The organism is Pseudomonas khavaziana (assembly GCF_019145205.1).
In the GTDB taxonomy this organism is placed as follows: Bacteria; Pseudomonadota; Gammaproteobacteria; order Pseudomonadales; family Pseudomonadaceae; genus Aquipseudomonas; species Aquipseudomonas khavaziana.
The window spans coordinates 106220-130103 of record NZ_JAHSTT010000014.1; the positions used below are offsets into that span (position 1 = coordinate 106220).

Annotated in this window: 20 protein-coding genes; 13 read left to right on the forward strand and 7 right to left on the reverse strand. The window is 59.0% G+C overall.

Translation table 11 applies throughout. The annotated features are described in order from the left end of the window. Positions 1 to 5: 5 nt before the first annotated feature. The 8 genes from KVH01_RS25155 (at position 6) to KVH01_RS25190 (ending at position 11534) form a co-directional block, all read left to right on the forward strand. Positions 6 to 710 carry a succinate dehydrogenase iron-sulfur subunit gene (locus KVH01_RS25155; RefSeq protein ID WP_034118919.1) on the forward strand — a complete coding sequence of 235 codons (705 nt, stop codon included), beginning with the start codon at positions 6 to 8 and terminating at the stop codon, positions 708 to 710. 262 nt (positions 711 to 972) lie between these two features. Then, positions 973 to 3804, forward strand: a complete 2832-nt coding sequence (locus KVH01_RS25160) for a 2-oxoglutarate dehydrogenase E1 component (protein WP_043051005.1) — start codon at positions 973 to 975, stop codon at positions 3802 to 3804. A 44-nt stretch (positions 3805 to 3848) separates the two neighbouring features. Continuing rightward, complete coding sequence (gene odhB, locus KVH01_RS25165; RefSeq protein ID WP_057014101.1) at positions 3849 to 5084, forward strand: 2-oxoglutarate dehydrogenase complex dihydrolipoyllysine-residue succinyltransferase; 1236 nt, start codon at positions 3849 to 3851, stop codon at positions 5082 to 5084. 99 nt (positions 5085 to 5183) lie between these two features. Continuing rightward, entirely contained in the window at positions 5184 to 6629 is a 1446-nt protein-coding gene (gene lpdA, locus KVH01_RS25170; RefSeq protein WP_043051007.1) for a dihydrolipoyl dehydrogenase, read from the forward strand. Between the two features lie 204 nt (positions 6630 to 6833). Next, a complete protein-coding gene (gene sucC / locus KVH01_RS25175) occupies positions 6834 to 8000 on the forward strand; it encodes an ADP-forming succinate--CoA ligase subunit beta (protein ID WP_003190011.1) in 1167 nt (388 codons plus the stop codon). Then, positions 8000 to 8881 carry a succinate--CoA ligase subunit alpha gene (gene sucD / locus KVH01_RS25180; protein ID WP_003190013.1) on the forward strand — a complete coding sequence of 294 codons (882 nt, stop codon included), beginning with the start codon at positions 8000 to 8002 and terminating at the stop codon, positions 8879 to 8881. The genes sucC and sucD overlap by 1 nt, the downstream gene beginning before the upstream one ends. A gap of 427 nt (positions 8882 to 9308) precedes the next feature. Beyond that, entirely contained in the window at positions 9309 to 10622 is a 1314-nt protein-coding gene (gene brnQ, locus KVH01_RS25185) for a branched-chain amino acid transport system II carrier protein (RefSeq protein WP_217883287.1), read from the forward strand. A gap of 171 nt (positions 10623 to 10793) precedes the next feature. Continuing rightward, entirely contained in the window at positions 10794 to 11534 is a 741-nt protein-coding gene (locus tag KVH01_RS25190; RefSeq protein WP_217883288.1) for a DUF599 domain-containing protein, read from the forward strand. Between the two features lie 86 nt (positions 11535 to 11620). Here the strand turns inward: KVH01_RS25190 and KVH01_RS25195 are convergent, their stop codons facing one another. After that, entirely contained in the window at positions 11621 to 11878 is a 258-nt protein-coding gene (locus tag KVH01_RS25195) for a hypothetical protein (RefSeq protein ID WP_043051010.1), read from the reverse strand. A gap of 158 nt (positions 11879 to 12036) precedes the next feature. On the opposite strand from KVH01_RS25195, the gene KVH01_RS25200 reads away from it, so the two are divergent. From KVH01_RS25200 to KVH01_RS25215, 4 genes are all read left to right on the forward strand, one after another. Next, a complete protein-coding gene (locus KVH01_RS25200) occupies positions 12037 to 12513 on the forward strand; it encodes a PaaI family thioesterase (RefSeq protein WP_217883289.1) in 477 nt (158 codons plus the stop codon). Then, positions 12510 to 12962: a PaaI family thioesterase gene (locus KVH01_RS25205; protein WP_217883290.1), complete on the forward strand. Its 453-nt coding sequence runs from the start codon at positions 12510 to 12512 to the stop codon at positions 12960 to 12962. Before KVH01_RS25200 ends, KVH01_RS25205 begins: the two co-directional genes overlap by 4 nt. Before the next feature lie 89 nt (positions 12963 to 13051). Beyond that, on the forward strand, positions 13052 to 14956 hold the full coding sequence (gene htpG / locus KVH01_RS25210; protein ID WP_043051013.1) for a molecular chaperone HtpG: 1905 nt from the start codon (positions 13052 to 13054) through the stop codon (positions 14954 to 14956). A gap of 186 nt (positions 14957 to 15142) precedes the next feature. Continuing rightward, positions 15143 to 15871 (forward strand): dienelactone hydrolase family protein, encoded by a 729-nt coding sequence (locus KVH01_RS25215; RefSeq protein WP_217883291.1) that lies wholly within the window; start codon positions 15143 to 15145, stop codon positions 15869 to 15871. 572 nt (positions 15872 to 16443) lie between these two features. Here the strand turns inward: KVH01_RS25215 and KVH01_RS25220 are convergent. Together KVH01_RS25220 and KVH01_RS25225 are read right to left on the reverse strand one after the other, a co-directional pair. Further along, positions 16444 to 17310, reverse strand: coding sequence for a pirin family protein (locus tag KVH01_RS25220; RefSeq protein ID WP_217883292.1), 867 nt, complete (start codon positions 17308 to 17310; stop codon positions 16444 to 16446). Positions 17311 to 17374: 64 nt separating this feature from the next. Then, positions 17375 to 17791, reverse strand: a complete 417-nt coding sequence (locus KVH01_RS25225; protein ID WP_043051254.1) for an OsmC family protein — start codon at positions 17789 to 17791, stop codon at positions 17375 to 17377. A 137-nt stretch (positions 17792 to 17928) separates the two neighbouring features. Here KVH01_RS25225 and KVH01_RS25230 point away from each other — a divergent pair, with 137 nt between their 5' ends. After that, complete coding sequence (locus tag KVH01_RS25230; RefSeq protein ID WP_217883293.1) at positions 17929 to 18951, forward strand: amidohydrolase family protein; 1023 nt, start codon at positions 17929 to 17931, stop codon at positions 18949 to 18951. 110 nt (positions 18952 to 19061) lie between these two features. On the opposite strand, the gene fabB is transcribed toward KVH01_RS25230, so the two are convergent. From fabB to KVH01_RS25250, 4 genes are all read right to left on the reverse strand, one after another. Continuing rightward, entirely contained in the window at positions 19062 to 20282 is a 1221-nt protein-coding gene (gene fabB, locus KVH01_RS25235; protein ID WP_217883294.1) for a beta-ketoacyl-ACP synthase I, read from the reverse strand. An 11-nt stretch (positions 20283 to 20293) separates the two neighbouring features. Next, a complete protein-coding gene (gene fabA, locus KVH01_RS25240; RefSeq protein ID WP_003190035.1) occupies positions 20294 to 20809 on the reverse strand; it encodes a 3-hydroxyacyl-[acyl-carrier-protein] dehydratase FabA in 516 nt (171 codons plus the stop codon). Between the two features lie 249 nt (positions 20810 to 21058). After that, entirely contained in the window at positions 21059 to 22960 is a 1902-nt protein-coding gene (locus tag KVH01_RS25245) for an ATP-binding protein (RefSeq protein ID WP_217883295.1), read from the reverse strand. Beyond that, positions 22957 to 23883, reverse strand: a complete 927-nt coding sequence (locus KVH01_RS25250; protein WP_217883296.1) for an ABC transporter substrate-binding protein — start codon at positions 23881 to 23883, stop codon at positions 22957 to 22959. Before KVH01_RS25250 ends, KVH01_RS25245 begins: the two co-directional genes overlap by 4 nt. Position 23884 lies beyond the last annotated feature (1 nt).

The following is a 23884-nucleotide window of genomic DNA, read 5'->3' on the forward strand; positions in this document are numbered from 1 at the left end:
CTGCCATGTTGAAAGTCAGTGTTTATCGCTACAACCCTGATCAGGACGCCGCGCCGTTCATGCAGGAATTCTCGGTCGATACCGGTGGTAAAGACCTGATGGTGCTGGACGTGCTGGCCCTGATCAAGGAGCAGGACGAGGGTTTCTCCTATCGTCGCTCTTGCCGTGAAGGTGTCTGCGGCTCTGACGGCATGAACATCAATGGCAAGAACGGCCTGGCGTGTATCACGCCGCTGTCCGCTGTTGTCAAAGGTAACAAGCTGATCGTTCGTCCTCTGCCAGGTTTGCCGGTTATCCGTGACCTGGTCGTCGATATGAGCATCTTCTACAAGCAATACGAAAAAGTTAAGCCGTTCCTGCAGAACGACACGCCGGCTCCGGCCATCGAGCGTCTGCAGTCCCCGGAAGAGCGTGAAAAGCTCGATGGCCTGTACGAGTGCATTCTGTGCGCTTGCTGCTCGACTTCGTGCCCATCCTTCTGGTGGAACCCGGACAAGTTCCTGGGCCCGGCTGCCCTGCTGCAAGCGTACCGCTTCCTGGCAGACAGCCGTGACACCAAGACGTCCGAGCGCCTGGCTTCGCTGGATGACCCGTTCAGCGTATTCCGCTGCCGCGGGATCATGAACTGCGTCAACGTATGTCCTAAAGGCCTGAACCCGACTAAGGCCATTGGTCACATCCGTAACATGCTGCTGCAGAGCGGCGTGTAACTGACGTTGTAGTAATAGCAGGACCGTTGTGCCCGTAAATGCTGCGGCGCAGGCTTCAACCGGCGCCGTAGTTTTAACTTGAGCAGCGACTTACAAAGCCGCGGCTCTTATTTTGAAGAAATGAGACAAGCAGGGGCATTCGGGTTGGTACCCGAACTATCAGCGTGATCCTAAGTGGCTTGTTTTGGTCGCTGCACTTGGCCTTTTGCAAGCAAACTCGGTGTTTTCGCCGGTGGTGTCCCCAAATCGAGGGTGACCAAGCATGCAAGAAAGCGTGATGCAGCGCATGTGGAACAGCGGCTATCTTTCAGGTGGTAACGCTGCCTATGTGGAAGAGCTTTATGAGCTCTACCTGCACGACCCTAACGCTGTGCCAGAAGAATGGCGCACCAAATTTCAGACGTTGTCTTCAGACGGCAACGCTGCCACCGATGTATCGCACGCAACAATTCGCGATCAGTTCGTGCTGCTGGCAAAGAACCAGCGCCGCGCCCAGCCGGTTTCCGCCGGCAGCGTGAGCAGCGAGCATGAGAAGAAGCAAGTTGAAGTACTGCGACTGATCCAGGCCTACCGTATGCGTGGCCACCAGGCAGCCCAGCTTGACCCGCTGGGGCTGTGGCAGCGTCCTGCACCTGCAGACCTGTCGATCAATCATTACGGCTTGACCAATGCCGATCTTGATACGACCTTCCGTGCCGGCGACCTGTTCATCGGCAAAGAGGAAGCGAGCCTACGCGAAATTCACGAAGCGTTGCAGCAGACATATTGCCGCACCATTGGCGCTGAATTTACGCACATCACCGATTCCGAGCAGCGCCACTGGTTCCAGCACCGCCTGGAAGGCGTGCGTGGCCGTCCGGTATTGTCCGCTGATGTGCGCAGCCACTTGCTGGAGCGCGTGACCGCAGCCGAAGGCCTGGAGAAATACCTGGGCACCAAATACCCAGGCACCAAGCGTTTCGGCCTGGAAGGCGGCGAGAGCCTGATTCCGATGCTCGACGAACTGATCCAGCGTTCCGGTTCCTACGGCACCAAGGAAGTCGTTATCGGCATGGCTCACCGTGGTCGCCTGAACGTGTTGGTCAACACCTTCGGCAAGAACCCGCGTGAGCTGTTCGACGAGTTCGAAGGCAAGAAGAAGGTCGAGCTGGGTTCCGGTGACGTTAAGTACCACCAGGGCTTCTCGTCCAACGTGATGACCACCGGCGGTGAAGTTCACCTGGCCATGGCGTTCAACCCATCCCACCTGGAAATTGTTTCGCCAGTGGTCGAGGGTTCGGTACGTGCTCGCCAGGATCGTCGTAACGACGCCACCGGTGAGAAGGTCCTGCCGATTTCCATCCACGGTGACGCGGCATTCGCCGGTCAAGGCGTGGTCCTGGAAACGTTCCAGATGTCGCAGACTCGCGGCTTCAAGACCGGCGGTACCGTTCACATCGTCATCAACAACCAGGTCGGCTTTACCATCAGCAACCCGCTGGATGCGCGCTCCACCGAGTACGCCACCGACGTTGCCAAGATGATCCAGGCGCCGATCCTGCACGTGAATGGCGATGATCCGGAAGCCGTGCTGTTCGTGACCCAACTGGCTGTCGACTACCGCATGCAGTTCAAGCGTGATGTGGTGATCGACCTGGTTTGCTACCGCCGTCGCGGTCACAACGAAGCGGACGAGCCAAGCGGCACCCAGCCATTGATGTATCAGCAGATCACCAAGCAGCGCACCACTCGTGAGCTGTACGCCGAAAGCCTGACCAAGGCCGGCGTGGTAGATGATGAACGTGTCCAGGCGAAAGTCGACGAATACCGCAACGCCCTGGACAATGGCCTGCATGTAGTAAAAAGCCTGGTCAAGGAACCGAACAAGGAGCTTTTCGTCGACTGGCGTCCGTACCTGGGCCACACCTGGACTGCGCGTCACGATACCTCCTTCGACCTGAAGACCTTGCAGGAGCTTTCTGCCAAGCTGCTGGAAATTCCCGAAGGTTTCGTCGTTCAGCGCCAGGTGGCGAAGATCTACGAAGATCGTCAGAAGATGCAAGCCGGCGGCCTGCCGATCAACTGGGGTTACGCTGAAACCATGGCGTACGCGACCCTGGCGTTCGAAGGTCACCCGATCCGCATGACCGGCCAGGACATCGGCCGTGGTACGTTCTCGCACCGTCATGCGGTTCTGCACAACCAGAAAGACGCTTCCACCTACATTCCGTTGCAACACCTGTACGAAGGCCAGCCACGTTTCGACCTGTACGATTCGTTCCTGTCCGAAGAAGCCGTACTGGCGTTCGAATACGGCTACTCGACCACCACGCCGAACGCGTTGGTGATCTGGGAAGCCCAGTTCGGCGATTTTGCCAACGGTGCCCAGGTTGTAATCGACCAGTTCATCACCAGCGGCGAGCACAAGTGGGGCCGTCTGTGCGGTTTGACCATGCTGCTGCCACACGGTTATGAAGGTCAGGGTCCGGAGCACTCCTCGGCCCGTCTGGAGCGTTACCTGCAGCTGTGTGCCGAGCACAACATCCAGGTGTGCGTGCCGACCACCCCGGCGCAGATCTACCATTTGCTGCGTCGCCAGGTGATCCGCCCGCTGCGCAAGCCGCTGGTCGTACTCACGCCGAAATCGCTGTTGCGCCACAAACTGGCCGTCTCGACCCTGGAAGACCTGGCCGAAGGTTCGTTCCAGACCGTGATTCCAGAGATCGACACACTGGACGCCGCCAAGGTCACTCGCCTGATCCTGTGCAGCGGCAAGGTCTACTACGATCTGCTGGAAAAACGCCGTGCCGAAGGCCGCGAAGACATTGCTATCGTGCGTATCGAGCAGCTTTATCCGTTCCCGGAAGATGACCTCATGGAGATCATCGCGCCTTACACCAACCTCACGAACGTAGTGTGGTGTCAGGAAGAACCGATGAACCAGGGCGCCTGGTACAGCAGCCAGCATCATCTGCGTCGCAGCATCGGCAACCACAACAAGGCCCTGGGCCTGGAGTACGCCGGTCGTGATGCTTCTGCTGCACCTGCCTGTGGTTATGCGTCGATGCACGCCGAGCAGCAGGAAAAACTGCTGCAAGATGCTTTCACTGTTTAACGCCTTCGCGCTGACTGAAACCGAATTTTAAGGACCTACAGATAATGGCTATCGAAATCAAAGCCCCGTCATTCCCGGAATCGGTTGCCGATGGCACCGTTGCCACCTGGCACAAGAAACCAGGCGACGCCGTCAAGCGTGACGAGCTGATCGTTGACATCGAGACTGACAAAGTCGTACTCGAAGTGCTGGCTGAAGCTGACGGCGTGCTGGGTGCAATCGCTGATGGTGCCAATGAGGGCGACACCGTACTGTCCAACCAACTGCTGGGCTCGATCGAAGAGGGTGGCGCTGCCGCCGCGCCGGCCGCTGCTGCTCCGGCTGCTGCGCCTGCCGCTTCGGCGCCTGCCGCCGCACCGGCTGCAGGTGGCGAAGATCCAATCGCTGCACCGGCTGCACGTCAACTGGCTGATGAAAATGGTATCAACCTGGCTTCCATCAAAGGCACCGGCAAAGACGGCCGCGTGACCAAGGAAGACGTGGTTGCTGCCGTTGAAGCCAAGAAAAACGCCCCGGCTGCCGCACCTGCCAAGGCTGCTGCTCCTGCTGCCGCTGCTCCGGTGTTCGCTGCCGGCGACCGCACCGAGAAGCGTGTACCGATGACCCGTGTACGTGCCACCGTGGCCAAGCGCCTGGTTGAAGCCCAGTCGAACATGGCGATGCTGACCACCTTCAACGAAGTCGACATGACCGAAGTCATGGCCCTGCGTTCGAAGTACAAGGATCTGTTCGAGAAGTCCCACAACGGCGTGCGCCTGGGCTTCATGTCGTTCTTCGTCAAAGCGGCCACCGAAGCGCTGAAGCGCTTCCCGGCTGTCAACGCTTCCATCGACGGCAGCGACATCGTCTACCACGGCTATGCAGACATCGGCGTTGCCGTGTCCAGCGACCGTGGCCTGGTGGTTCCGGTACTGCGTAACGCCGAGCTGATGAGCCTGGCTGAAATCGAAGGCGGCATCGCCGGCTTCGGCAAGAAAGCCCGTGACGGCAAGCTGACCATCGACGAGATGACCGGTGGTACCTTCACCATCACCAACGGTGGTACCTTCGGTTCGATGATGTCGACGCCGATCGTCAACCCACCGCAAGCCGCGATCCTGGGCATGCACAACATTATCCAGCGTCCGATGGCCATCAATGGCCAGGTCGTGATCCGCCCAATGATGTACCTGGCACTGTCTTACGATCACCGCCTGATCGACGGTAAAGAAGCCGTGACGTTCCTGGTGACCATCAAGAACCTGCTGGAAGACCCGGCTCGCCTGCTCCTGGACATCTGATAGAAGCAGTCGCAAGTTGCGAGCTACAAGCTGTAGGAAAAAGCAGCTTGGCTTGCGGCTTGTGGCTAAAAGCTTGTCGCAAATAGAGGATCTATTTTCATGACACAGAAATTTGACGTTGTAGTGATTGGTGCAGGCCCTGGCGGCTATGTTGCCGCCATCAAGGCCGCGCAACTGGGCCTCTCGACTGCCTGCATCGAAAAATACACCGACAAGGAAGGCAAGCTGGCGCTGGGCGGTACCTGCCTGAACGTTGGCTGCATTCCTTCCAAGGCGCTGCTGGACAGCTCCTGGAAATTCCATGAAGCCCAAGACGGCCTGGCCATTCACGGTATCCAAGGGATCAGCCGTGAGACCCTGCGCATGGACGTTCCTGCCATGGTTGGTCGCAAAGCCAACATCGTCAAGGGCCTGACTTCCGGCGTTGCCACCTTGTTCAAGGCCAACGGCGTGACGTCCATCCAAGGCCACGGCAAGCTGCTGGCGGGCAAGAAAGTCGAAGTCACCAAGCCGGACGGTTCGGTTGAAGTCATCGAAGCCGAAAACGTGATCCTGGCCCCAGGCTCGCGCCCAATCGACATTCCACCGGCTCCGGTTGACCAGAACGTAATCGTTGATTCGACCGGCGCCCTGGAATTCCAAGCCGTGCCTGCGCGCCTGGGCGTGATCGGCGCCGGTGTGATCGGCCTGGAGCTGGGTTCGGTCTGGTCCCGCCTGGGTTCCAAGGTCACCGTGCTGGAAGCCCTGGACACGTTCCTGCTGGCTGCCGACACCGCCGTGTCCAAAGAAGCGCTGAAAACCCTGACCAAGCAAGGTCTGGACATCAAGCTCGGCGCTCGCGTGACTGGCTCCAAGGTCAACGGCGAAGAAGTCGTGGTGACCTACACCGACAAGGATGGCGAGCAGACCATCACCTTCGACAAGCTGATCGTGGCTGTTGGCCGCCGTCCGGTGACCAACGACCTGCTGGCTTCCGACAGCGGTGTAGAGATCGACGAACGTGGCTTCATCCATGTCGATGATCATTGCTCTACCGCTGTTCCAGGTGTTTACGCCATCGGTGATGTGGTTCGCGGCATGATGCTGGCGCACAAGGCTTCCGAAGAAGGCATCATGGTTGTCGAGCGCATCAAGGGCCACAAGACCCAGATGAACTACGACCTGATTCCATCGGTTATCTACACCCACCCGGAAATTGCATGGGTCGGCAAGAACGAACAGCAGTTGAAAAACGAAGGTGTTGAAGTTAACGTCGGCACCTTCCCGTTCGCCGCTTCTGGCCGTGCAATGGCAGCCAACGACACCGGTGGTTTTGTCAAGGTCATCGCTGATGCCAAGACTGACCGCGTACTGGGCGTCCACGTGATTGGCCCAAGCGCTGCAGAACTGGTTCAGCAGGGCGCGATCGGCATGGAATTCGGCACCAGTGCCGAGGACATCGGCATGATGGTCTTCTCCCATCCGACCCTGTCCGAAGCGCTGCATGAAGCCGCGTTGGCAGTGAATGGCGGTGCCATCCACATCGCCAACAAGAAGAAGCGCTAAGCGAGATAATAAGAAACCACGGCGGAGTTGCCCGTCGTGAGCCTTGCGCGCAAGACTCACCGCGGAATATCCGCTGGACGCAGCCTTGCGCAGCTTTACGGGCCATAAGCCCCGCAGGTTGCGCAAGCAGCAGTCACAGGTGGCGCGGCACTCATAATGAGCGCAGCGCCGAATGCGCAGTACCTAACGAAGACGGTAAAAAGCATGAATCTTCACGAGTATCAGGGTAAGCAGCTGTTCGCTGAATACGGCCTGCCAGTTTCCAAGGGCTACGCAGTAGACACCCCGGAAGCAGCAGCAGAAGCTTGCGACAAAATCGGCGGCAGCGAGTGGGTGGTCAAAGCCCAGGTCCACGCCGGTGGTCGCGGTAAAGCGGGCGGCGTCAAGCTGGTTCGCAGCAAAGAAGACGCCAAGGCCTTCGCACAGCAGTGGCTGGGCAAGCGTCTGGTAACTTACCAGACTGATGCCAATGGCCAGCCAGTCACCAAGATCCTGGTTGAATCGTGCACTGATATCGCTAAAGAGCTGTACCTGGGCGCTGTCGTTGACCGTTCGAGCCGTCGCATCGTATTCATGGCTTCCACCGAAGGTGGCGTGGACATCGAGAAAATCGCTCACGAAACCCCAGAAAAAATCCTGAAAGCCACTATCGATCCACTGGTTGGCGCCCAGCCATTCCAGGGTCGTGAACTGGCTTTCCAGCTGGGCCTGGAAGGCAAGCAAGTTGCCCAGTTCGCCAAGATCTTCGTAGGTCTGGCCAAACTGTTCCAGGATCACGATCTGGCCCTGCTGGAAGTGAACCCGCTGGTGATCAAGGCTGACGGCGATCTGCACTGCCTCGACGCCAAGATCAACATCGACGCCAACGCCATGTACCGTCAGCCTAAGCTGAAGACTTTCCACGATCCGTCGCAAGACGATCCGCGCGAAGCGCACGCTGCCAAGTTCGAACTGAACTACGTAGCCCTGGAAGGTAACATCGGTTGCATGGTCAACGGTGCTGGCCTGGCCATGGGTACCATGGACATCGTCAACCTGCATGGCGGCAAGCCAGCCAACTTCCTCGACGTAGGTGGTGGCGCTACCAAAGAGCGCGTTACCGAAGCGTTCAAGATCATCCTGTCCGACTCCAACGTCGCTGCAGTACTGGTCAACATCTTCGGCGGCATCGTTCGTTGCGACATGATTGCCGAAGGCATCATCGGTGCAGTGAAAGAAGTCGGCGTCAAAATCCCGGTTGTTGTGCGCCTTGAAGGTAACAACGCTGAACTGGGCGCTAAAGTACTGGCAGAAAGCGGTTTGAACATCATCGCGGCTACCAGCCTGACCGACGCTGCTCAACAAGTTGTCAAAGCTGCGGAGGGCAAGTAATGAGCGTCCTGATCAATAAAGACACCAAAGTTATCTGCCAGGGTATTACCGGTTCGCAAGGTAGTTTCCACACCCAGCAAGCCATCGAGTACGGCACCCAGATGGTTGGCGGCGTAACACCAGGCAAAGGCGGCACCGAGCACCTGGGCCTGCCCGTGTTCAACACCGTGAAAGAAGCAGTAGAAGCCACTGGCGCCACCGCCAGCGTGATCTACGTTCCAGCTCCTTTCTGCAAGGACTCGATCCTGGAAGCGGCATTCGGCGGCATCAAGCTGATCGTGTGCATCACCGAAGGCATTCCTACCCTGGACATGCTGGACGCTAAAGTTAAGTGCGACGAGCTGGGCGTAGTCCTGATCGGCCCTAACTGCCCAGGCGTGATCACCCCAGGCGAATGCAAGATCGGCATCATGCCAGGTCACATTCACTTGCCAGGTAAAGTCGGTATCGTTTCCCGTTCCGGCACCCTGACCTACGAAGCTGTGAAGCAGACCACTGACGCCGGTTTCGGTCAGTCGACTTGCGTCGGCATCGGCGGTGACCCGATCCCAGGTTCGAACTTCATCGACATCCTGAAGCTGTTCCAGGAAGACCCGAAGACCGAAGCGATCGTGATGATCGGTGAGATCGGCGGTTCGGCCGAAGAAGAAGCGGCTGCCTACATCAAGGCACACGTGACCAAGCCGGTTGTTTCCTACATCGCCGGTGTGACTGCCCCTGCGGGCAAGCGCATGGGCCATGCTGGCGCAATCATCTCTGGCGGCAAAGGCACTGCAGACGAGAAATTCGCTGCTCTGCAAGACGCAGGTGTTAAAACCGTGCGTTCGCTGGCAGACATCGGCAAGGCCCTGGCCGAGCTGACTGGTTGGGCTGTCAAGTAAGCCTCGCGCTTAGCTGACGCTTCACCACACAAAGGCCACCTTCGGGTGGCCTTTGTGCATTCTGTGTCTGCGATATGGCCCTTCTGCAGGAGCGAGCTTGCTCGCGAAAAACGTCAACGATAACGCGTGCTGCCTGAATGAACGCGGCGCCTGTGGGTTTTTCGCGAGCGAGCTCGCTCCTACAAAAAACTGTATGGGCAAATTAAGTATGAAAACGCGACATTCAAATGTCGCTTATCGGACAGAGCGCCCCGCAACAGTGCGTTTGTCAGCCTAATTCTGTACCCTAGCCGCCTCTTTATGCGTCCGCATCCCAAAAGGAAGCTGCGCGCTGGTACGGTCAGCCCCCATCAGGGCCGGCAGCATTTCCCTCATCCATAGGGAAGCCCTCTCTAAATTCCGATTCAGTAGTGTGGTATTTCCTCAAATGAAAGTGTTGAAAAGCCAGGATATCCTGGCGTTGGGCTTTATGACCTTTGCCCTGTTCGTGGGCGCCGGCAACATCATCTTCCCGCCTATCGTTGGCTTGCAGTCGGGGCCCCATGTCTGGATGGCGGCGCTGGGCTTCTTGATCACTGCGGTCGGTTTGCCGGTGGTCACTGTGATCGCGTTGGCCAAGGTCGGTGGCGGCATGGATGCGCTGAGCAGCCCAATTGGCAAGATCGCCGGTGGCCTGCTGGCGGCGGCTGCGTACCTGGCGGTAGGGCCGCTGTTCGCGACCCCGCGTACGGCGACGGTGTCATTTGAAGTGGGTCTTGCGCCGTTGACCGGTGAAAGTCCGTTGGCGCTGTTCCTCTACAGCTCTGTGTATTTCCTGGTGGTGTTCTTTGTCTCGTTGTATCCAGGCCGGTTGTTGGACACGGTAGGTCGTTTCCTCGCACCGCTGAAGATTATCGCCCTGGCCATCCTCGGTATCGCCGCGTTTGCCTTGCCGGCCGGTGAAGTGGGGGTTGCCACCACGGAATACGTCGCCGCGCCATTCTCCCAAGGTTTTATCAACGGCTACCTGACCATGGATACCCTGGGTGCCCTGGTGTTCGGCATCGTGATCGTCAACGCGATCCGCTCCCGGGGTGTCGAATCGCCCAAGTTGATCACCCGTTACGCGATCATTGCCGGGCTGATAGCCGGCGTGGGCCTGGCGCTGGTGTACGTCAGCCTGTTCCGCCTGGGCTCGGGCAGCCATGCGGTCGCCGCCGGTGCCAGCAATGGGGCAGCGGTACTGCACGCCTACGTGCAACACACGTTCGGCTCCCTGGGCAGCGGCTTCCTTGCCCTGCTGATTTCCCTGGCGTGCCTGGTCACCGCCGTAGGCCTGACCTGCGCCTGCGCCGAGTACTTCAGCAAGATCCTGCCGCTGTCCTACAAGACCCTGGTAGTAATCCTGGCAGTGTTCTCGTTGTTCGTGTCCAACCTGGGCCTGACCAAGCTGATCGCCTTCTCGATTCCGGTACTTACTGCCATCTACCCGCCGTGCATCGTGCTGGTGGCGCTGAGCTTCTGTAAGGATTTCTGGCAGGAGCAAGGGCGTATTGTCGGACCGGTAATGCTGGTGTCGTTTATCTTTGGCTGCATCGACGCTCTCAAGGGGGCGGGTCTGGCGGATTGGATGCCAGCGCAACTGACACACTTGCCGCTGAGCGAGCAAGGCCTGGCCTGGCTGGTGCCCTCGGTGATGACCCTGGTCGTGGCAGTGGTGGTCGACCGTCTGCTCGGCAAGCGTAGCGAAGCCATCGCATAACGGATTGTTTGAGGCTGTATTGAAATGCCCCGTATCAATCGATACGGGGCATTTTTTATGCGTATGAGGTTACATATTTCTAAAGTTGTAACCCGGTAAGAGTGGAAGGAGGGTTTGCCCTCGCTCAAAGTTTACCGCATTCGCCACACCCTCTCATGTAATAGGACCTGCATGTCGTTCGTTGAAACCAACCAAGCTCACTTGCTCGCCGCACTCTGGTTTGTTATCTGCTGGGGCGGCTACACCCGTTACGCCACCTGGAAAGCCCGTGACACTGCGTGTCTGGCCAGCGTGTTGCATCTGTACCGCGAAGACTGGATGCGCCGCATGCTATTGCGCGATAACCGCATCGCCGACGCCAGCGTGATCGGCAACCTGGAACGCAATGCCTCGTTCTTTGCCTCCAGCACCTTGATCATCCTTGCCGGTATTCTCACTGTGCTCGGCGCTTCCGAACGGGCGGTGTCGTTGCTGGCGGACATTCCCATGGTGCAGCAGGCGTCCCGCGGGATGTCGGAGATCAAATTGCTTTGCCTGGCACTGGTATTTGTCTATGCGTTTTTTACCTTCAGTTGGTGTATGCGCCAGTACAACTTTGCGGCGGTGCTGGTGGGGTCGGCGCCGATGATCGGTGAGCGGCAGGTTTTGGAACAGGAGCGCAAGGCGTTCGCGTCCCGGGCGGCACGGGTAATTTCCATGGCGGCCAATCAATTCAACCTTGGGCTGCGTTCTTATTATTTCGGTATGACCATGCTGGCCTGGTTTGTCAGCCCTTGGCTGTTCATGTTGATGAGCAGCGGGGTGGTGCTGGTGCTTTATCACCGAGAATTTCATTCTGCGGTGCTGCAAGTGATGGTCTATACCCCGACCGATATGTCTGCGCCGGAGTCGGTCAAAGAGGCCGCACTCTGATTACGCCTGTGCCCGGCGCAAAATAAGCAGACAAAAAAAGCCCGCTATCTAAGCGGGCTTTTTTTTTGCGGAATCAGACCAGCCTATTAAGGCTTGGCAGGCTCTGCTGGTGCGGCAGGTGCAGCTTCTTTTGCGGCAGCTTCGTTAGCTTCAGCCTGAGCTTTGGCAGCATCGGCGTTTTCTTTCGCAGCGTCGTTCACTTTATCCTGTGCTTTAGCCATGTCTTGCTGAGCTTGCTCTTTATGGGCAGCAGCGTCTTGGGCTTTGTCTTCGGATTTCTTGTCGCAGGCAGCCAGGCCGAGGGCAGCGGCCAGCATCATGGAAATAGCTAATGTCTTGCGCATGGGGTGTTTCTCCTTATTGAAGATATCTACTGGCCTTTCGAGCCTAATGGGCCAGCATTAGTTCCTTTTATCCCACAGATATATATACGTTTTCGCACAGAAACTTTTTTTCGGCGTTTTCAGTCCGCCGGGTTCACACTAATAAGAGTCTAAAATCAATGACCGAAAACCCCTTGTTAGAGCGTGCCGCACGCTTTGTTTCGGCGCTGCGCCACTGCCAGGTGCTGGGTGTTGCCGTGCATGCGGCCAGTGAGGAGGGCATGACCCTCGTGCTGCCTTACGGCGCGCATATCGTCGGTGACCCCCTCTCCGGAGTGATCCATGGTGGCGCGCTGACTTCCTTGATGGACACGGCCTGCGGCATGGCCACCCTGTGCGTATTAGCCGAATTCGAGGTGTGCCCGACCCTGGACCTGCGTATCGACTACATGCACCCGGCCGAGCCTCATAAGCCGGTCTATGGCTTTGCCCAATGCTATCGGGTCACCACTGATGTGATCTTTACCCGGGGTGTGGCTTACCAGGACGACCCGCAACAGCCCATCGCCCATGTGGTGGGCACGTTCATGCGCATGGGCAAGCGTCTTAGAGGCACGCAGGGGCTGGGTAGCACGATCAGTGGAGACCAGGCATGACCCATAGGTTCAAGACCCGCCTGGAGCAGGCCCTCGCTCGCGGCAATTACGACGCACTTCTAGACTTGGTGCCCTATGCCAAGCTGATCGGTGTCGAATGCACCCGGTTGGGGGATGAGCTGCTGTTTCGGCTGCCGGCCAACAAGGACAATATTGGTAACCCGATATTGCCGGCATTACATGGCGGGGTGATCGCCGGCTTCATGGAGCTGTCGGCGGCGATGCACCTGCTGGTGTCTACCGGCGCTCCGAGCCTGCCGAAGATTATCGACTTCTCCCTGGATTACCTGCGCGCCGGCCAGTTTCGCGACACCTACGCCAAATGCCAGGTATGGCGCCAGGGTCGCCGTGTGGCGAATGTGGCGATCACCGCGTGGCAGAGCACCCCGGCCGAACCGATTGCCACCGCCCGCGCACATTTCAAGATTGAGGATCTGGCCCGCCCTTGAAATCCTGGTCTTAGCCCCCAACTTTGATGACAACCCGCCGCCAACCCTCAAGGGCGCGGCCATTGCCATCCAATTGGAGTTTGATGACCATGAGTGTGGAAACTCAAAAGGAAACCCTGGGCTTCCAGACCGAGGTGAAGCAACTGCTGCACCTCATGATCCATTCGCTGTATTCCAACAAGGAAATCTTCCTTCGCGAATTGATCTCGAACGCCTCTGACGCTGTCGACAAATTACGTTTCGAAGCCCTGTCCAAGCCGGAGTTGCTGGAAGGTGGCGCGGAACTGAAAATCCGTGTGAGCTACGACAAAGACGCCAAGACCGTCACCCTCGAAGACAACGGTATCGGCATGAGCCGTGAAGAGGCGGTTACCCATCTGGGTACCATCGCCAAATCCGGCACTGCGGATTTCATGAAGAACCTCTCGGGTGACCAGAAAAAAGATTCGCACCTGATCGGCCAGTTCGGCGTGGGTTTCTACTCGGCCTTCATCGTTGCCGACAAGGTCGAAGTGTTCAGCCGTCGTGCCGGGCTCGACGCCAGCGAAGGGGTGCACTGGGCTTCCAAAGGTGAGGGTGAGTTCGAAATCGCCACCATTGATAAGGCTGACCGCGGTACCCGCATCGTGCTGCATCTGAAATCCGGTGAAGACGAATTCGCCGATGGCTGGCGCCTGCGCAACATCATCAAGAAATACTCCGACCATATTGCATTGCCGATCGAATTGCCCAAGGAGCACACCGCTGCCGAAGGCGAAGAAAAGCCGGCCGAGGAGTGGGAAACCGTCAACCGCGCCAGCGCCCTGTGGACCCGCCCGCGTACCGAGATCAAGGACGAGGAATACCAGGAGTTCTACAAACACATCGGTCACGACTACGAAAACCCGCTGAGCTGGAGCCACAACAAGGTCGAAGGCAAGCTGGAATACAGCTCGTTGCTCTATGTGCCGGCTCGTGCTCCGTTCGACCTGTACCAGCGTGAAGCGCCCAAAGGCCTGAAGCTGTATGTGCAGCGCGTGTTCGTGATGGACCAGGCCGAATCCTTCCTGCCGCTGTACCTGCGCTTTATCAAGGGTGTGGTCGACTCCAACGACTTGTCGTTGAACGTGTCGCGGGAAATCCTGCAGAAAGACCCGATCATCGACTCCATGAAGTCTGCGCTGACCAAGCGCGTGCTCGACATGCTGGAAAAACTGGCGAAGAACGAGCCTGAGCAATACAAGAGCTTCTGGAAGAACTTCGGTCAGGTGATGAAGGAAGGCCCGGCGGAAGACTTCGCCAACAAGGAAAAAATCGCCGGCTTGCTGCGTTTTGCTTCGACTCAAGGCAGTGATGCAGAGCAGGTCGTGTCACTGGCCGAATACCTGGCCCGTGCCAAGGAAGGTCAGGACAAGATCTACTACCTGACCGGCGAGAAGTACGAAGCCGTCAAGGACAGCCCGCACCTGGAAGTCTTCCGCAAGAAAGGCATCGAAGTGCTGCTGCTGACCGACCGTATCGATGAGTGGCTGATGAGCTATCTTACCGAGTTCGACGGCAAATCCTTCGTTGACGTCGCCCGTGGTGACCTGGACCTGGGTAACCTGGACTCCGAGGAAGAGAAGAAAGAAGCCGAGGAAGTCGCCAAGTCCAAAGAAGGCCTGGTTGAGCGGATCAAGGCGTCCCTGGGGGATGCGGTCAGTGAAGTACGGGTTTCCCATCGCCTGACCGACTCCCCGGCGATCCTGGCCATCGGCGAGCAGGACCTGGGCATGCAGATGCGCCAGATCCTCGAGGCCAGCGGCCAGAAAGTGCCGGATTCGAAGCCTATCTTCGAATTCAACCCGGCTCACCCGCTGATCGAGAAACTCGATGGCGAGCAGAGCGAAGAGCGTTTTGGCGATCTATCGCACATTCTCTTCGACCAAGCCGCCCTGGCAGCCGGCGACAGCCTGAAAGATCCAGCCGCCTATGTGCGCCGTCTGAACAAGCTGTTGGTTGAACTGTCGGTTTAATACCCGCGTAGAAAAACCCGCTTCGGCGGGTTTTTTCGTTCTGGCTCTACTGTAGGAGCGAGCTTGCTCGCGAAGAACGTCAACGATAACGCGCAAATGCTGAATGAACGCGGTGATCTCACGTTTTTCGCGAGCAAGCTCGCTCCTACAGGGGGCATCGTCAATCCATCTAAATTGGGGAAAATGATGAGCCAAGTCACTGTACGTTCCGTGGTCTATCAGATTGATGGCCAGTCTTATGAAAGCCGCCTGGCGTTCGATGCCAGCCACAAGGGCCCGCTGCCGGGCTTGCTTATGGCACCGAACTGGATGGGGGTGAGTGCAGGCGCCGAGGAGATCGCCAAGCGTGTCGCCAGCAAAGGCTACGTAGTGCTGATTGCCGACCTCTACGGGCAAACCGTGCGTCCAAGCAATGGCGATGAAGCCGGTGCGGCGATGATGCCGCTGAAAAATGATCGCGCGCTGCTGAACAAGCGCATGCAATCGGCCTTTGAGCAGTTGCAGGGCCAGACCGAGGCGGCCGTCGATACGTCGAAGCTGGCGACCTTCGGTTTCTGCTTCGGCGGTTGCTGCTCTTTGGAGTTGGCGCGTACTGGGGCACCGCTCAAGGCAGCGATCTCGTTCCACGGCACCCTTGATACGCCAAATCCGGCGGATGCGAAGAATATCAAGGGCTCGGTGCTGGTCTTGCACGGTGCTTCCGATCCGTTGGTGCCCAAAGAACAACTGCCGGCGTTCGAAGATGAAATGAGCGCGGCGGGTGTGGATTGGCAGTTGCTGAGCTACGGTGGCGCGGTGCATTCCTTCACCGACCCTGAGGCCAATGTGCCGGGCAAGATGATGTACGATGCCAAGACCGCTGCACGGGCGTTCCAGTCGATGCATAACTTGTTGGATGAAGTGTTCAAGGGCTGATTTTTCAGCGCCTGTTCGGGCCTCATCGGGGCATGGGTATCTACACAGCTCTGGCGTGGCCCTGATCCGTGACGAGGGCGCTTGCTCCCGCGATGGTCTGGCAGACGACGGGGATCCAACTGATGCCGAGCGGTGCAAATGTGGGAGCGGGCTTGCCCTAATGCCAGTCGGTTAAGCGCAGATCCCTTGTGGGAGGGGCCCCCGATGGCGGCCTTAGAGCCGACCGGGGTCTTGGTTTAAGCAGAGTACATATCCATTGTTTAGGTAACGGCCACTATTGGTTCCGCTTTTACAGCGGGTCACTTTGAAAAGCGCAAAGTAACCAAACGCTCTTGCCCCACCACTCGGCACCTCGCTTAGGCTCGGTGTGCCCGTAATCCGACATGTATTTGGGGGGGGCGCCGCCACGCGCCATCCATGGCGCGGGGCGGCTAAACCGGCATCCCTGCCGGTTTACCCCCCAAATCCTTGTCGAATTCCGGCCAGCGTGGTTTAACGGGGCGCCTGAGATCAAAAGCAGATCAAGATCAAGTTCAAGAGCGGCTCGCTTCGCATCGTGGTTACGGCGATGACTATTTCACAGGCAACTCAATTCTTTCTGACTCCCCCGGCACCGTCGGCCAATCCCCAGCCGCCCACCGCTGCCGTGCCTGCTCGATCATCGCCGGATCGCTCGCCACGAAATTCCAGTTGATCCGCCGCGGCCCATCCAGCGGCGCCCCACCAAACACCATCACATGGCAATCGGTCTCGGCAAACAGTGTCATCTCTTGCCCTGGCGGCAATACCACCAGGCTATGCACTGCCAGCGGCTCTCCGTCGAGCTGCGCATCACCTTCCAGCACATACACCGCGCGTTCCTCATGCTCATCGGGGAGCAATAACGTGGTAGCCGTCTGCATCCGCACCTCGGCATATAACGTCGGCGATAGCACCGGCACCGGAGACTTGAGGCAGAAGCCATCACCCGCGATCAGGCGCACCTGCACGCCGAGGTTATCGCTCATCGGCAAGCTCGCCGCCGGGTGATGGCTGTAATGGCCAGGCCCGGTCTCGTGGTCCTTGGGTGAGGCCAGCCATACTTGCAGGCCATGCAGGCTGAAACCACTGCTCTTGAGCGCTTCGGGGGTACGCTCGACATGGGCAATCGCGCTCCCCGCGGTCATCCAGCTCACATCACCGGCTTGCACCACCTGATCTGAGCCGAGGCTGTCCTTGTGCTGCAAGGCGCCTTCAAACAGATAGGTGAGGGTGGACAGGCCGATATGCGGGTGCTGGCGGATATTCATGCCCGTGCCTGGTGCATAGCGGGTCGGCAGCATATGGTCGAAAAACACAAAGGGCCCGACGCTGCGGCATTCGCGTGAGGGCAGCGGGCGCAGGATCGGCTGGCCTTCGACATCTTCGGCGTGGGGGCGGATCACGGTGAGGGTGGTCATGGGGCATCCCTGTCTGAGCGGGTTGGATGCGGCTGAGCATAACCCGCTCGATGGGAAGTTGGTGCTATGCGCTGAAGGCACCTTCCGATAATTTCGTCTCAATGCTGATTTCGGCGGTGGTCATCAGCTTGTGTACCGGGCACTTGTCCGCGACACGATGCAGCTCCTCGCGCTGCTCATCGCTCAGTACACCCTTGAGGGTCAATTTGACGCTGAGTTTGTATTTGCCTTTTTGCTCTTCGGCGGCGTCGTGGGTGACTTCAACGGTCACGCCGGTGAGCGGGATATCTTTCTTCTGCGCGTAAAGCCTGACCGTCAAGGCTTTGCATGACGCCAGCGCAGCATCGAAATAATCGTGGGGGGAGGGCGCCGAGTCGTCGCCACCCAGGCTCTTGGGCAGGTCGGTAAACAGCTCGTGGTTGTTGATATTGACGCTGTGACGGAAGTTTTCAGCGTTCAGTGTATTGACGGTAACAGGCATGGCGAACCTCACGAGAGGGCAGGATGAAGGTCATGCAGTTATAGAGCATGCTGGCGCCCGAGTGTTCCCGTTTTTCCGTGCTGAACCGGGATGACTGGCGCAAGGTCTACCCGTATTAGCCTAATTGAGGTGTTACCGTGCTTCGGACCCGCCTGAGTCTTGCCTTGTTACTCGCTGCCAGCAGCCTTGCCGCGCAGGCGCGCGACTATGTCTACAGTGACGCGCACCTGCACTATGTGGATTTTTTCCAGGAAACGGCAGGCATGGACAAACTGCTCAAGGCGATGGCCGAAAACCGCATCGAGCATGTGATGATTTCCGGTATCCCCGTGGCCAAGAAATGGCACGAAGACGAGCCCAAGCGCCCGCGCTACTACGCCGGTGATGACGCCGATGCCTATTGGTACAGTGCTACCGATGTGATTGTCGCGGCAGCGGTCAATAAGCTGGCACCCGAGCAACGCCAACACTTTCATCCGTTCCTGGCCGGCTTCAATCCCAACGACAAGAACTCCGCTGCCCACATCCAGCGCATGCTCGATCTCAACCCCGGGCTGTGGCAGGGCATCGGTGAAGTGTTCACCCGTCACGACGACCTCACCGCCCTGACCTCCGGTGACACGCCCCGCGCCAACAACGAAGCGATGACGCGTATCTATCACCTGGCTGCCGAAAACGACCTGCCGGTGATGCTGCACTCCAACATCACCTCCAAGCGCGAGCGTAATCCGCTGTATCTCGCGGAAGTCGAGGAGCCGTTGCGCAACCACCCACACACACGCTTTATCTGGGCCCATGCCGGCACGAGCAAGGAAATCCACCGGCATCAGGTGCAGATGGACTTTTTGCTGCCCACCTTGAACCGCATGCTCGAGGCGTACCCCAACCTGTATATCGACCTGTCCTGGAGCATGCTCAGGCCCTACCTGCTGGATGAGGCAGGTCAGCCTCGGCCGGAATGGGTGAAGTTGGTGGAGCGCTTCCCGGAGCGCTTTATGCTCGGTTCCGACGTGGTCGGGCGCTTCAATAAACTGGGCAAGGAAATGCGCCGCTTCGACCCGTTTCTCGATGCGTTGCCCGAGGACGTGGCCCGCAAGGTGGCGCGGGATAATTTCCTGGCGATACTGCCCAAGTCGCCTCGCAATGGCGTCACACCCTGATACTGCGTTTTTTGCCTTGACCGGTGCGAAGCAGGCGCCTCGGTTTCCGTTCACCCATAAAAAAGCCCCGAACCAGTCGGGGCTTTTTCAGGTGACTCAGCCTGCGGGGCTTACTTGCCCTGCCAGCGTTTCAGTACCAGGGTGGCGTTGGTGCCACCGAAGCCGAAGCTGTTGCTCATCACGGTGTCGATCTTGGCGTTTTCAACGGTCTTGGTCAGGATCGGCATATCGGCTACAACCGGATCAATCTCGTCGATGTTGGCCGAGCCGGCCATGAAGTTGCCTTCCATCATGAGCAGGCAGTAGATCGCTTCGTGAACGCCGGCAGCGCCCAGGGAGTGACCGGACAGGCTCTTGGTGGAGCTGATCTTTGGAGCCTTGTCGCCGAATACCGCACGCACGCCTTCCATTTCCTTGGCATCACCGACCGGAGTCGAGGTGCCATGGGTGTTCAGGTAGTCGATTGGGGTATCCACGGTGGCCATTGCCATCTGCATGCAGCGGATGGCACCTTCGCCGCTTGGCGCAACCATGTCGTAGCCATCGGATGTTGCGCCGTAGCCAACGATTTCCGCGTAGATCTTCGCGCCACGGGCCAGGGCGTGTTCCAGCTCCTCGACCACCACCATGCCGCCACCGCCGGCGATGACGAAACCGTCACGCTTGGCGTCGTAGGCACGGGAGGCTTTTTCCGGGGTGTCGTTGTACTGGGTGGACAGCGCGCCCATGGCGTCGAACAGGAACGACTGGCTCCAATGTTCTTCTTCACCGCCGCCAGCGAACACGATGTCCTGTTTGCCCAACTGGATCTGCTCAACGGCAGTCCCGATGCAGTGGGCGCTTGTGGCGCACGCGGAGGAAATCGAGTAGTTCACGCCCTTGATCGCGAACGGCGTGGCCAGGCAAGCCGAAACGGTGCTGCCCATGGTCCGCGTGACACGGTACGGGCCAACGCGCTTCACGCCTTTTTCGCGCAGGATGTCCAGCGCTTCCATCTGGTTGAGGGTCGATGCGCCGCCGGAGCCGGCGATCAGGCCGGTACGTACGTTCGACACCTGGTCTTCGCTCAGGCCGGAGTCGGCGATCGCGTCTTTCATGGCCAGGTAGGCATAGGCGGCAGCGTGGCCGACGAAGCGATAGATCTTGCGATCGATCAGTTCTTCGAGGGGCAGGTCGATGGAGCCGGAAACCTGGCTACGCAGACCCATTTCGGCATATTCCGGGTTGAAGCGGATGCCAGGGCGACTTGCACGCAGGTTAGCGGTGACGGTCTCTTTGTCATTGCCCAGGCAAGAAACGATGCCCAGACCAGTGATAACGACGCGGCGCATGCGGATAACCCTTAAAAGTTGTCAGTGGAAGTGAATACGCCGACCCGAAGGCCTTCGGCAGTATAGATCTCGCGACCGTCGACAGTCACCGAACCGTCGGCGATGGCCAGGTTCAGCTTGCCCTTGAGGACGCGCTTGATTTGAATGTTGTAGGTGACTTTCTTGGCGCTCGGCAGGACCTGGCCAAAGAACTTCACTTCGCCCGAACCCAGGGCGCGGCCGCGGCCCGGCAGGCCTTGCCAGCCCAGGTAGAAACCGACCAGTTGCCACATGGCATCGAGGCCCAGGCAGCCCGGCATCACAGGGTCACCTTCGAAATGGCAGGCGAAGAACCAGAGGTCCGGGGTGATATCCAGCTCGGCGACCAATTCACCTTTGCCGTACTTGCCACCCTCTTCGCTGATATGGGTGATGCGATCCACCATCAGCATGTTCGGGGCGGGCAGTTGCGCGTTACCAGGGCCGAACAGCTCACCGCGACTGCAGCGCAGCAGGTCTTCCCGAGTAAAGGCGTTTTGTTTGGTCATGCGAGCTCCTCAATAATCCCATGCGGCAGGGTAGGGCAAATCTTCCCGAACCGAATGAAGCGTTCATGCCTCATAGCGGCAGCCTACACATAGACTATTGCGTTGTAGTGAAAGTCACAGCGGCAAGGTACTGAATGTACACTTGTTCACTGAAATTTTAAACCGGGCCTGTTTATCGGCCCGTTCGGGTGCCTAAGACTGCCGCACTTTCGTCTTTCACGCCAGTCAGAGTTGGCTGATGGCGCGGCGCTATTGCACCCAGCGCTGCAGGATTTCCTGCAAATCCGTGCGTTTGAACGGCTTGGCCAGGTAATCGTTCATTCCGGCTGCCAGGCAAGCTTCGCGGTCACCCTGCAACGCATTGGCCGTCAGGGCAATGATCGGCAGCTCGGCGCAGCCGGGCAGTTGGCGAATCTGTCGGGTGGCTTCGTAGCCGTCGATCAACGGCAAGCGGCAATCCATCAGGATGGCGGTAAAAATCAGGCTCTCGGCGCTGCGGATCGCCTCGGCGCCATCGGTGGCCAAACTGACTTCAAAACCCAGGCTGCGCAACATTGCTTCGACCACTGTGCGATTGACCGGGTTGTCTTCCACCAGCAACACGTGGCGTCCGTCGCCGGCGTTGGTTTTGCCAAGGGCGTCTGGAGCGACGGCCGGCACCTGTTGCTGGTCGATGGCCAGCGGGATTTCCAGGGTAAACACCGAGCCCCGGCCTTCTTCGCTGCGGGCCCGCAGGGTGCCGCCCATGCGCTCGGCCAGGGTGCGCGCAATTGGCAGCCCCAGGCCGGTGCCGCCGTAACGTCTTGAAATGGAACTGTCTGCCTGCTGGAACGCATCGAACATCAGCTCCAGGCGTTCGGCAGAAATGCCAATACCGCTGTCGCGCACCGTGCAGGTGAACCAGACCAGTTCGTTGTCCAGGGTTTGCCAATGGGGCTCGACGGTCACGCTGCCATGTTCGGTAAATTTCAACGCGTTACCGATCAGGTTGACCAGCACCTGTCGGATACGCGTTGGGTCACCCCGCACCCGCAGGGTTTCCATGCCGGTGGGAATCAGCAACTCCAGGGTCAGGCCACGCTGCTGGGCGCTGTGCTGGAAGGCCTGGGCGCAACTATTGATCAGGTCTGCCAGGTTGAAGGAAATATGTTCCAGTTCCAATGCGGCACGCTCAATGCGCGAGAAGTCGAGGATATCGTTGATCACCTTGAGCAGGTGCTCGGTAGACTCAGAGGCCAGCGCCGCGTACTCGGTCTGCTCTTCGGTCATCTCGGTGGTTTCCAGCAGTTGCAGCATGCCCAGCACACCGTTCATGGGCGTGCGCAGCTCGTGGCTCATCATCGCCAGGAAATCCGACTTGGCGTTGTTCGCACGCTCCGCTTCCTCGCGGGTCTGGATCAACTGGGCAATGGTTTGTTGCTGTTCGCGGCTGGCTTGGTTGAGGCCCTCGGCCAGGTTGTTGATATGCCGCGACAGGTCGCCCAGTTCCGAGTCATCGACAATCGGCAGCGGAGTCTTGTAGTCGCCCTGCTGGATGGCCTTGACCGCGTTGCCCATTGCGCTGATCGGCTGCGACAGACTCGCTGCCAGGCGTCGCGCCAGCAGGAAGGTGAACAGCAGGGCGAACAGTGCCAGGATCCCGGCCTTGAACAGCATCTGTTGCTGACGCTGGCTGAACGCGTCGTTGGACATGCCGACGATCACCCGGCCCAGGTAGTCGGCGCGGGGCGCCATGGGGCCCTTGAGGTTGTCCTGGAAGAAGTCATTACCCAGCTCGATATGCTGCAGGCGGATCGGCGCCTGGAACACCTTCACCGACAGTGAGCGGTCATGTTTCTCCGACGGTTGCTCGACATACACCAGAATGTTTTCGGCGCTGTCCTGAATCTCCAGGAAGCGTACGTGGGGCGTGGCCAACGTCGCGCGCAGCAGGGTCTCGAGCACATCATTGTTGCCGGAAATCACCCCGTACTCGGTGGCGGGCGCCAGTTGGTTGGCGATAAGTTGACCGGTGTGGTCCAGTTCCTGGCGCAAATCCTGGATACGCACAAAGGTAAAGAAACTGATCAACAGCAAGGTCAGCAACAGTGCGGGGCCCAGGGTAATGAGCTGTGTGCGGGTGTTGATATTCCAACGACGACGCAAGGTCATGGGCGTTTTTCTCCTTCGGCCAAGCGGGCGGCGACGGCGGCTTCATCGACCTGTTCGATGCCCAGTGAGCGCGCGACTTGCGGGTTGCCCACGACTTTGAAGTGTTCCGGATACAAGGTGTGCGGCCATTTGGCCGGCGCATGGTCCAGCAGGCGGTCCAGTACGGCGAGCCAGTCGGGCTGATCGCTGTAGGTGCTGGCCAGGCTGCCGGCCCTGACAAACCCGGCATTGGGGCCCACCAGCGGCAGTTGTTGGGCGTAGCTGCTCAGCAACAGGTTCTTTACGGTTTTGGGGTTGTACAGTTGCGGGTCGTCGAGGCCAAGCAGCACGTCGCTGTTCCTGAACAGAGTTTGCAGCGGGCGGCTGTCGTTGGTGTCGCCCCATAGTTGCGGCACGATTTCCAGGCCCATGGGTTTGGCGAACTGCATCAGTTCGCGAAGCAGGAACTCACTGTCGGCACTGTAAAGCACGCCGATGCGGTGGGCCTGGGGCAGGATGCTGGCGATCAGGCGCAACTGACGTTCCAGCGGCGGGTCGCTCCACAGCAGGCTGATTTTCGCCGGGTGCGTATTGCCCATGCGTTGCCGGGCCTGTAGGCGGCTGATGCGCAGCACCAGCGTTGGCGGGCCCTGAGCGTCCTGCAGGCGCCAATCGAGGCCGGGCAGGTCGAGGAGGATCAAGCGGGTGCTGGAGGGCAACCGGCTCGGCGCCGGCAGGTCCCTGAGCGGGGTGAAGGTGACCTGGTCGTCGGGGCGCTGGTGCGCAAGGGCCTGGGTGAAGGCTTGTAGGCCGGCACTGTCTTGGGCTGCGGTCAGCAGGATATCGGCGCTCCACGCCGGAGCCGCCAGCAGCAGGCCCGCCAGCAGGCCGCGGCACCAGCGCAGTAAAATCAAGAGGAGGGTCATCCGTGACTGATCACCCATG